Consider the following 10,116-nt stretch of genomic DNA (forward strand, 5'->3'; position numbering starts at 1 on the left):
AACACCGTCGCCTTCCAAGCCCTCTACGCCCGCACCACCCACTGGACCCCCACCCCCACCGACCCCACACCCACCCAACGCCCCCTGATCGACCGCTGGGTCCTGTCCGAACTCCACACCCTCACCGACCAGGTCACCGTCGCACTGGAGAACTACGACACCCAACGCGCCGGCAAACTCCTCTCCACCTTCGTCGACGGACTCTCCAACTGGTACGTACGCCGCTCCCGCCGCCGCTTCTGGCAAGGCGACCCCGCAGCGCTCCGCACCCTGCACGAGGCCCTCCAGACCGTCACCCAACTCATGGCCCCCCTCACCCCGTTCATCACCGAACGCGTCTGGCAGGACCTCATCGTCCCGGTCGACCCCACCGCCCCCGACTCGGTCCACCTCACCACCTGGCCCGAGGCCGACCCCGAACTCATCGACCCCAAGCTCTCCGAACAGATGCTGCTCGTCCGCCGCCTGGTCGAACTCGGCCGCGCATCCCGCGCCGAATCCGGCGTCAAGACCCGCCAGCCGCTCTCCCGCGCCCTCATCGCCGCCCAAGGCTTCGAGACCCTCCCCGCCGAGCTGCACACGCAGATCACCGAGGAACTCAACGTCACCTCACTCGCCGCACTCTCCGACATGGGCGGCACCCTGGTCGACACCACCGCCAAGGCCAACTTCCGCGCCCTGGGCAAGCGATTCGGCAAGGGCGTCCAAGCAGTCGCCAAAGCCGTCGCCGCAACCGACGCCGCCGCACTCTCCCAAGCCCTCCGCGACGGCACAGCCACCATCACCGTCGACGGCGAACCCGTAGACCTCACCCCCGACGAAGTCATCATCACCGAAACCCCCCGCGAAGGCTGGTCCGTAGCCTCCGACGCAGGCGCCACCGTCGCACTCGACCTCGAAATCACCCCCGAACTCCGCAAAGCCGGCCTCGCCCGCGACGCCATCCGCCTCATCCAAGAAGCCCGCAAAAACTCCGGCCTCGACGTCGCCGACCGCATCACAGTCCGCTGGTCAACCACCGACACCGAGACCGCGGCGGCAGTCACCGAACACGCGACGCTGATCGCGGACGAGGTGCTGGCCACCGACTTCGCCGAAGGCACCGCGGACGACAACTACGGCCAGCCCTTCACCGACGAACCCCTCGGCCTCACCTTCCGCCTCCGCAAGGCGTAATCGAGCAGGATTCCGCCCCCGGTTCGCGCACCCCGCGCGGGCCGGGGGCGTCGTCGTACGCAGGGGCGCACCGACCCCGTCCCGTACGCCACCGCCCATCACCGCCACCCCGAATGCGCGAGGCGCCGCCGAGGCACCCGCCGGCAACAGGACACCACCGGCGCACGCCACGCCATCCCCCACCCACCGCCCGCGCGCCGGAGCCTCGCCCCGGTCGGGAACGCAGAAACGGGCCGGGCCCCCAGGAAGATCCCAGGGGCCCGGCCCGTAACTCTGCCGACGACTAGCGCCTCACAGCGCTGGTCAGATGCTCAGTTGTCGTCCTCGTCGATGAGGAACCCGCGCATCGGCGAGGGTGCCTGCTGCATCGGCTGCGGACCCTGCGGTCGCACCGGCGCCATCGGCTGCGTCATCGCCGGGGACATCTGCTGCTGCCCACCGTACGAGGGGCCGCCGCCGCCCATGGTCTGGTTGCCGCCCATGCTCGGGTTGCCACCCATGGTGTGACCACCACCACCCATGGCACCGGCACCGGCCGGGGCCATGGAGCCGCTCATCGAGGGGGACGGCGGCAGCGAGGCCGTCGCCGGCGTCCGCGGCGGGGCCAGCGAGTCATCCGCCTGGTTCTCCAACTGACGGAGCTGGCTCTCCAGGTACGACTTCAGGCGCGTACGGTACTCGCGCTCGAAGCCGCGCAGGTCCTCGACCTTGCGCTCCAGCGTGGCGCGGGCGGACTCCAGGGAGCCCATCGCGACGCGGTGCTTCTCCTGCGCGTCCCGCTCCAGCGCGTCGGCCTTGGCGCGGGCGTCCCGCTCCAGGCCCTCGGCACGGCTGCGCGCCTCGCCGACGATCTTGTTGGCCTCGGAACGGGCCTCCGCGATCGCCTGGTCAGCGGTCTGCTGCGCCAGCGAAAGAACACGGGCTGCGCTGTCCCCACCGGGGCCCTGACCGGGCTGGGGGAGCTGCGGACCGGGGCCGCCCATGGGGCCACCCATCGGACCGTGCTGGCCCATCGGGCCCGGGCCACCTTGGCCCATCGGGCCGGGGCCGTGCGGACCCTGCGGGCCGTGGCCGCCGGGACCTGCCGGAAGCTGCGGTGCGCCACCAGGCAACTGGGGCGGGCCGCCCATCTGTTGCTGTTGCTGCTGAGGCGGCACCGGCTGCGGTCCTGATATGGCGGCGGGCACGGGAGCGCCGGGCCTGTCCTGCGGCTCCGGCTTGCGCATGCCTTGCTGCTGGTTCTGCGCCGCGGCACGCGTCGCCGCGGCCAGCTTGGCCCGCAGGTCCTCGTTCTCGCGGAGCAGTCGCGTCAGTTCCGCTTCGACCTCGTCGAGGAAGGCATCGACCTCGTCCTCGTCATAGCCTTCTCGGAGGCGGACGGTCGTGAACTGCTTGTTCCGCACGTCCTCGGGGCTCAACGGCATCTCTTCTTCACCTCAACGTTGTCGTCGGCAATCGGCAAGACCGTACCGTTCACAGCTGGCTCACGATGGAGATCAGGATGTAAACGATGATCATCAGTACGAAGAAGGACAGATCGAGCGCCACGCCCCCGAGACGCAGCGGCGGGATAAACCGCCGCAGAAGCTTGAGTGGCGGATCGGTGACAGTGTAAGTGGCCTCCAAGACCACCACCATCACCTTGCCGGGTTGCCATGAGCGGGCGAACTGGAACACGTAGTCCATCACCAGCCGGAAGATCAACACGACCAGGAAAACCAACAGCGCGACGTGGATCACGTCCAGTGCGATGCCCATCCCCGCGCGTCCCTCTCCCCTTGCTCGTACGTGGCCTTGCAGCCGTGATTGCCAGGTATTGCGTCTCAGCTCTGGTTGAAGAACCCGCCCTCTGCGATACGGGCCTTGTCCTCCGCCGTGACATCGACGTTAGCAGGCGACAACAGGAACACCTTCTGAGTCACCCGCTCAATACTTCCGTGCAGACCGAAGACTAGACCGGCCGCGAAGTCGACGAGTCGCTTCGCGTCAGTGTCATCCATCTCAGTCAAATTCATGATCACGGGTGTGCCCTCGCGGAAGTGTTCCCCGATGGTACGGGCCTCGTTGTAGGTACGAGGGTGCAGTGTGGTGATGCGGTAGGGCTCTCGCTCCGACACGACCTTGGGCATGATCACCGGTGCGTTCTGCTCCAGACTCTGACGTTCGGGTGTGATAGACGCCACGGGGGCGATTCGCGCGGGTCGTCCGGTTTCCGCTACGAGCGGAGCGGGTTCACGCTGTGCGGGCGGATGAGCAACTCGCACCGGTTCGTCCGGTTCTGGCCGCGACTCGGTCTCCGGCTGGTGTTGCCGCCGCGCTCGCTCCGGTTCGGGTTCGGGCTCGAAGTCGTCGTCGGGGTCGAACCCCCGGCCGTCGTACCCATCGTCCTCCACGAGGCCGAGGTAGACCGCCATCTTGCGCATAGCGCCGGCCATTCTCTGCGTCCTCCGCTCTGTGGTGGATCGCTTCCGCCACCAGATGCCTTGAATCCACGCGGCCTGCCCGCCTTTTGGCGGGAATGACCATATTTTCTACTGTGGTCCGACTTGCTTGGCGACGTTACCCGAGCCGAGGTCGGACTCCGAGTACCGCAGTGCCGACGCGAAGATGTGTCGCACCAGCCGCTACCGCGTCTTCGAGGTCCGCGCTCATGCCTGCCGAGACCATGTTCGCAGCCGGATGGGCCACGCGCAGGCTGGATGAGATTTCCCGCAGCCGCTCGAAGGCCGCCCGCGGCCTGCCCGCGTAGGGACCGGCGAGCGGAGCGACCGTCATCAGCCCCCGCAGGTGCAGCCCTTCGGCCTCCGCCACCGCATCGGCCAACGCCGCCACCCCGTCGGGCGCGACACCACCCCTGCCCCCCGCGTCCCCCGACTCCGCGTCAAGGGCCACCTGGAGCAGACAACCGAGCTCACGTTCGGCCCGTACCGCCGCGGTCGACAGCGCGTCGACCAACCGTTTCCGGTCAACTGACTGTACGAGATCAGCGTAACTGGCCACCGAGCGAACCTTGTTCGTCTGCAATTGCCCCACGAAGTGCCATTTCAGTGGCAGATCCGCGCAGGCCGCGGCCTTGGGGGCCGCGTCCTGGTCCCGGTTCTCGGCCACCTCGCCGACGCCGAGTTCGGACAGCAGCCGTACGTCCTCGGCCGGGTAGGTCTTGGTGACCACGATGAGCGTCACCTCCGAGCGCTGCCGGCCGGAGGCCACGCACGCGGCGTCGATCCGCTCCTGCACCCGGGCCAAGTTGTCCGCGAGTTCGCTTCTGCGATCGGTCATCGCACGGCCTCCCCACCCTCGTCGGGCGGCGCCGCGAGCCAGACGTAGCTCGCCAGCCGCCCGGTCTCCCGTTCGCGCCGGTAAGAGAAGTGGTCGCTCGATTCCATCGTGCACACCTCGGAGAGCTCCACCGCGCCGACGCCGCACGCGGCGAGTTGGGCGCGCACGCCGGCGGCCACGTCGACCGCCGCGGTCCCCCAACTCGTGGTGGCCCACGCCTCCGGCGCCACCTCCGCCACCGCGGCCCGCATCTCGGCGGGCACCTCGTAGCAGCGACCGCAGACCGAGGGGCCGGTGCGGGCGATGATCCGGGCCGGGTCGGCGCCGAGGCCGACCATGGCCTCGACCGTCGCCGGTACGACGCCGGCCACCAGACCGGGCCGGCCCGCGTGCGCGGCCCCGGTCACCCCGGCGACCGGGTCGGCGAGCAGGACCGGGGTGCAGTCGGCGGTGAGCACCGCGAGCGCCAGCCCGCGACGGGCCGTCACCACGCCGTCCGCCTCGGGGATCTCCCCGTCACCCCAGGGCCCCGCGACCACGGCCACGTCCCGGCCGTGCACCTGGCGCATCCACACCACCCGGTCGGCTTCGAGTCCGAGGGAGTCGGCCACGCGGGCCCGGTTGGCCAGGACCGCCGCGGGGTCGTCGCCGACCGCGCCGCCGAGGTTGAGCCGGTCATACGGAGCGGCGCTCACCCCGCCCCACCGGTCGGTGAAGGCGAAGTGCGCGCCGCTCGTCTCGTTGCGCTGTCCTATCACTGTGTGCTGTTCGCTTCAGTCGTGCCCATGCGCCGGCTACTTCAGGAAGTCCGGTACGTCGAGCTCTTCGGCCGCGCTGTCCTGGTAGGGACGGGCCGGCGGCACCTGGGGCGAGCTCACCGGCGGGGCCGGGGTGCCGGGGTACCCGGAGGGCGCCTCGGCCAGCGGCGTCGGCTCGGGTTCGACCGACTCGCCGGGCTGCGCCACGGGCTCGCGCGGGGTGACGCTGCTCAGTCCGCCGTAGCTGGACCGCGGCTCGGCGGAGCCGGCCGACCGACCGGCGCTCGCGGCCGGGCTCTCGTCCCGACCGCCGTACGAGCCCAGCGCCTTCTCGCGGCTGCCCTTGGCCGGGGGCTGGCCGCCGTCGAACCCGGCGGCGATGACGGTGACCCGCACCTCGTCGCCGAGCGCGTCGTCGATGACCGCGCCGAAGATGATGTTGGCCTCCGGGTGCGCGGCCTCGCTCACCAGTTGGGCGGCCTCGTTGATCTCGAAGAGACCGAGGTCCGAGCCGCCGGAGATGGAGAGCAGCACGCCGCGGGCGCCGTCGATGGACGCTTCGAGCAGCGGCGAGGAGATCGCCATCTCGGCGGCGGCGACCGCGCGGTCGTCGCCGCGGGCGGAGCCGATGCCCATCAGCGCCGAGCCCGCCTCGGACATCACGGACTTGACGTCCGCGAAGTCGAGGTTGATCAGGCCGGGGGTGGTGATCAGGTCGGTGATGCCCTGCACGCCGGACAGCAGTACCTGGTCGGCGGACTTGAACGCGTCAAGCACGCTGACCTGGCGGTCCGAGATGGACAGCAGTCGGTCGTTGGGGATGACGATCAGGGTGTCGACCTCGTCCCTGAGCCCCGCGATGCCGTCCTCCGCCTGGTTCGCGCGGCGACGTCCCTCGAAGGTGAACGGGCGGGTGACCACGCCGATGGTCAGGGCGCCCAGCGATCGGGCGATGTTGGCGACGACCGGGGCGCCACCGGTGCCGGTGCCGCCGCCCTCGCCCGCGGTGACGAAGACCATGTCGGCCCCCTTGAGGACCTCCTCGATCTCCTCGCGGTGGTCCTCGGCCGCCATGCGGCCCACGTCGGGGTTGGCTCCCGCGCCGAGGCCACGGGTGAGTTCACGACCGACGTCGAGCTTGACGTCGGCGTCGCTCATCAGCAGGGCCTGTGCATCGGTGTTGATCGCGATGAACTCGACGCCCTTGAGCCCGACCTCGATCATCCGGTTGATGGCATTCACGCCACCGCCGCCGATGCCGACGACCTTGATGACTGCGAGGTAGTTCTGCGGTGCTGCCACGTCGAAGGCCTCTCGCCTCGATTTACGTGTCGCCGCCCGCCGTTGTAGCGGTGCGTCGACGGATGCCGATGGGGCGGTCCTCATTGCCGACCCAAACCCTAACCCTGAAGTTTAGGGTTATCAGTGTCACTGTTCCTTGAAGTCTTCGGGACAGGACACTAAGTCGACAAGTGGTGCGCGTTCAACGAACACGCCGAACCTCCCGTTTTTCTTTTCACCCTATGTGATCACCCGGGGGGCTAGCCAGCCAGGGGGCTGGCCTGCCGCGATGCGCGTCAACTCGGCGTCAAATCCCGGTCAACTCGCGGTGGCTGCGGGCGAACCCGGCGCACTGACGTCAAAGTGCTCCGCCGAGCGCTCCGCTTTCATCAGGGCGGTCAGCGCGGCGACCTTTGCCGCACCCCGTTCGGGGCTCCCCCAGCGCACCGTTCGGCCGCCCGAGAGTTCCAGGGTGATGGCGTCGTAGGAGCGTACGCGGAGGACCTTGGTGTCCGCGCGGAGCTTGGTCGGCAGCGTCGCCGCGACCTTGACCGCGGCGCGGCGCAGCTCTTCTTCACCGAACCTCCGCAGACTGGGCGAGCGTTCTGCTTCCATTTCCAGTCGGGGAATGCCCCGGGGAGCCTTCGCGACGGTGGCGAATCGCACTCCCTCGGCGTCCATTTCGATGAACTTTCCGGCTTTTTCCAGTACGAGTTCCGGCTGACGCTCGGTCACATTGAGGCTGATTGTGTTCGGCCAGGAACGCTCGACGTGTACGGAGGCGATCCGGGGCAGTTCGGCGCGGAGTCGCTTCTCCATCGCTTCGGTGTCCACCGAGATCAGGGGCGAGTCCATCGGCACCGCCGCCACCTCGCGCACCTCGCTCGGGCGCAACACCTCCACGCCGCGGACGCGCACCTTCTCCACCCGCAGCCAGGCCGAGCCGTACAGCAGCCAGGTCCCGCCGCCGGCGAGGAGCACGGCGACCAGGGCGAGGAGCACCAGGGTGCGGGGGCGGGGCAGCCGGAACCGGCCGCGGGTCGGTGGCGGCGGCGGGCCGGACGACGAACGGTGATGACGTTGCGCGCTGCCGCGCTGGGCGGTCGTCGGTCCGGCCACGCTCTCAAGCCTCCTGCGGTTGTCGCCGCTACCCGGCCCGGCGGGCGGCGATCGCCTCGTACACCATCCCGACGAGGAGTTCGTCGGCATCCCGGCGGCCGAACTCGGCGGCGGCGCGCGACATCTCGAACAGCCGGTGCGGATCGCCGAGCACGGGCAGCACGTTGCTCTGCACCCACTCCGGCGTCAGCTCCGCGTCGTCGACGAGCAGCCCACCGCCCGCCTTGACCAGCGGTTGGGCGTTCAGCCGCTGTTCGCCGTTGCCGATCGGCAGCGGTACGAAGGCGGCCGGCAGCCCGACGGCGGACAGTTCGGCCACGGTCATGGCGCCCGCACGGCAGAGCATCATGTCGGCCGCGGCGTACGCCAGGTCCATCCGGTCCACGTACGGTACCGGGATGTAGGGCGGCATTCCGGGCATGTTGTCCACGCGCGGCAGTTCGTTCTTGGGGCCGACCGCGTGCAGGATCTGGATGCCGGCGCGCTGGAGGAACGGCGCGACCGACTGCACCACCTCGTTGAGCCGCCGGGCGCCCTGCGAGCCGCCGGAGACCAGCAGCGTCGGCAGGTTGGGGTCGAGGCCGAACGCGGCGCGGGCCTCGGGCCTGACCCGGGCCCGGTCCAGCGTGGCGATGGTGCGACGGAGCGGGATGCCCACGTAGTGCGCGTTGCGCAGCTTGCTGTCCGGCGTGCTGACCGCCACGAACTTGGCGTAGCGGGAGCCGATCTTGTTGGCCAGGCCCGGGCGGGCGTTGGCCTCGTGGACGACGATGGGCACGCCGAGGCGCTTGGCGGCCAGGTAGCCGGGCAGGGCCACGTATCCGCCGAAGCCCACCACGCAGTCGGCCTTGGTGCGCTCCAGGATCTGCTCGGCGGCCTTGATGGTGCCGCGCAGCCGCCCGGGCACGGTGATCAGCTCGGGCGTGGGCTTGCGGGGCAGCGGTACGGCGGGGATGAGTCCGAGCTCATAGCCCCGCTCGGGCACGAGTCGGGTCTCCAAGCCCCGCTCCGTGCCCAGCGCTGTGATGCCCACGGTTGGGTCCTGCCTCCGCAGGGCGTCCGCGAGGGCGAGCGCGGGCTCGATGTGGCCGGCGGTCCCCCCACCGGCGAGTACGACATGCACCGAAATTCACCGCTCTCCGGACGGACGTTTCTTGACGCGCCGTCTCATCGTCTTCCATCTCACCCCAGGCTGCCGCATGGCCAACGCAGCTCGGGCACCGGGTTCCGCACGCGCGAAGGCGATCAGCAGACCGATGGCAAACATGGTCGGCAGCAACGCTGAACCTCCGTAGGAGAACAGCGGCAGGGGGACACCGGCGATCGGCAGCAGGCCGAGCACCGCACCGATGTTGATCACGGCCTGCGCCGTGATCCAGGTGGTCACACCTCCCGCGGCATACCTCACGAAGGGGTCCTCCGTGCGTCCGGCCACGCGGATACCCGCATAGCCTAGAGCCGCGAAGAGGGCGAGCACTGACAGTGTCCCCGCGAGGCCGAGTTCCTCGCCCGTGATGGCGAAGATGAAGTCCGTGTGCGGCTCGGGGAGTTCACCCCATTTTTCCATACTGGCGCCGAGTCCAGAACCGAACCAACCGCCGTTGGCCAGCGCATAGATACCGTGCACGGCCTGCCAGCACTGGTCGTTGGAGCCCGGGTCGGTGGCGCCGATGCAGGCCAGCCGTGACATCCGGTTGGCGCTGGTCTTGATGAGGACCAGGCCGATGAGGGCGGCGCCGCCGAGCACGCCGACGAAGAGCCGGGTCGGGGCGCCGGCCAGCCACAGCAGCCCGAACAGGACCGCGGTCAGGATGATCGCGGTGCCCATGTCGCCGCCGAGCATGATCAGCCCGAGCAGGACGAAGGCGGCCGGCACCAGCGGCACCAGCAGGTGCTTCCACTGGCCGAGCAGGTTCTTCTCGTCCTTGCGGGCCAGCAGGTCGGCGCCCCACAGCACGAGCGCCAGCTTGCCGAACTCGCTGGGCTGGAGTTGGAACGGGCCGCCGATGGAGATCCAGTTCTGGTTGCCGTTGACCGCGACTCCTATCCCCGGCACCTGGACCAGGCACATCAGGAAGACCGAGACGGCCAGCAGCGGGTAGGCGAGCGCGCGGTGCAGCCGGATCGGCAGTCGGACGGCGATCGCCATCAGCACCCCGCCGATGACGGCGGCCAGCAGTTGCTTGCGGAAGAAGAAGGACGGGGCGAGCCCCGACTGGAGCGCCTTGATCTGCGAGGCGGAGTAGACCATCACCAGGCCGAGCACGGTGATCAGGACGCTGCCGCCGAGGATCAGGTAGTACGCGGTCAGCGGCCGGTCCCAGGCCCGGCGGACCCGCTCCCGCAGCCGCCGCAGCCCGGTCAGTGGGCCGCGCCCGGGCGGTCTCGGCTGTGGCGCTCGCGCGGCGGTCCTGCCGCCGGGCGCCGGGGGGGGGGGGGCCGCGCGGGCCCGGCGGGCGGGGGGCCCGCCGGGGCGGGGGGTTTTAGAACAGACCCCGCCCCC

Annotated in this window: 10 protein-coding genes; 1 reads left to right on the plus strand and 9 read right to left on the minus strand. The window is 70.1% G+C overall.

The annotated features are described in order from the left end of the window. A partial coding sequence (locus AAHZ94_RS20210) for a class I tRNA ligase family protein (RefSeq protein WP_349994378.1) occupies window positions 1-1,176 on the plus strand: 1,176 nt, incomplete at its 5' end. Between the two features lie 311 nt (window positions 1,177-1,487). Here the strand turns inward: AAHZ94_RS20210 and AAHZ94_RS20215 are convergent. The 9 genes from AAHZ94_RS20215 to ftsW form a co-directional block, all read right to left on the minus strand. After that, window positions 1,488-2,600, minus strand: coding sequence for a DivIVA domain-containing protein (locus tag AAHZ94_RS20215; protein ID WP_349994379.1), 1,113 nt, complete (start codon window positions 2,598-2,600; stop codon window positions 1,488-1,490). 49 nt (window positions 2,601-2,649) lie between these two features. Then, complete coding sequence (locus tag AAHZ94_RS20220; protein WP_349994380.1) at window positions 2,650-2,934, minus strand: YggT family protein; 285 nt, start codon at window positions 2,932-2,934, stop codon at window positions 2,650-2,652. A gap of 65 nt (window positions 2,935-2,999) precedes the next feature. Then, window positions 3,000-3,611: a cell division protein SepF gene (locus AAHZ94_RS20225; protein WP_349994381.1), complete on the minus strand. Its 612-nt coding sequence runs from the start codon at window positions 3,609-3,611 to the stop codon at window positions 3,000-3,002. A gap of 124 nt (window positions 3,612-3,735) precedes the next feature. Then, the gene (locus AAHZ94_RS20230) at window positions 3,736-4,455 is read right to left on the minus strand and encodes a YggS family pyridoxal phosphate-dependent enzyme (RefSeq protein ID WP_349994382.1); all 720 of its coding nucleotides are present in this window, start codon (window positions 4,453-4,455) and stop codon (window positions 3,736-3,738) included. After that, the gene (gene pgeF / locus AAHZ94_RS20235) at window positions 4,452-5,213 is read right to left on the minus strand and encodes a peptidoglycan editing factor PgeF (protein WP_349994383.1); all 762 of its coding nucleotides are present in this window, start codon (window positions 5,211-5,213) and stop codon (window positions 4,452-4,454) included. The genes AAHZ94_RS20230 and pgeF overlap by 4 nt, the downstream gene beginning before the upstream one ends. Window positions 5,214-5,249: 36 nt before the next feature. Then, complete coding sequence (gene ftsZ / locus AAHZ94_RS20240) at window positions 5,250-6,515, minus strand: cell division protein FtsZ (RefSeq protein WP_349994384.1); 1,266 nt, start codon at window positions 6,513-6,515, stop codon at window positions 5,250-5,252. A gap of 297 nt (window positions 6,516-6,812) precedes the next feature. Beyond that, complete coding sequence (locus AAHZ94_RS20245; protein ID WP_349994385.1) at window positions 6,813-7,613, minus strand: cell division protein FtsQ/DivIB; 801 nt, start codon at window positions 7,611-7,613, stop codon at window positions 6,813-6,815. A gap of 28 nt (window positions 7,614-7,641) precedes the next feature. Next, entirely contained in the window at window positions 7,642-8,736 is a 1,095-nt protein-coding gene (gene murG / locus AAHZ94_RS20250; protein WP_349994386.1) for an undecaprenyldiphospho-muramoylpentapeptide beta-N-acetylglucosaminyltransferase, read from the minus strand. Between the two features lie 6 nt (window positions 8,737-8,742). Then, on the minus strand, window positions 8,743-10,116 hold a 1,374-nt coding region (gene ftsW / locus AAHZ94_RS20255; protein ID WP_502964724.1), incomplete at its 5' end, for a putative lipid II flippase FtsW.

It is taken from the genome of Streptomyces sp. HSW2009, assembly GCF_040240285.1.
Classification (GTDB): Bacteria; Actinomycetota; Actinomycetes; order Streptomycetales; family Streptomycetaceae; genus Streptomyces.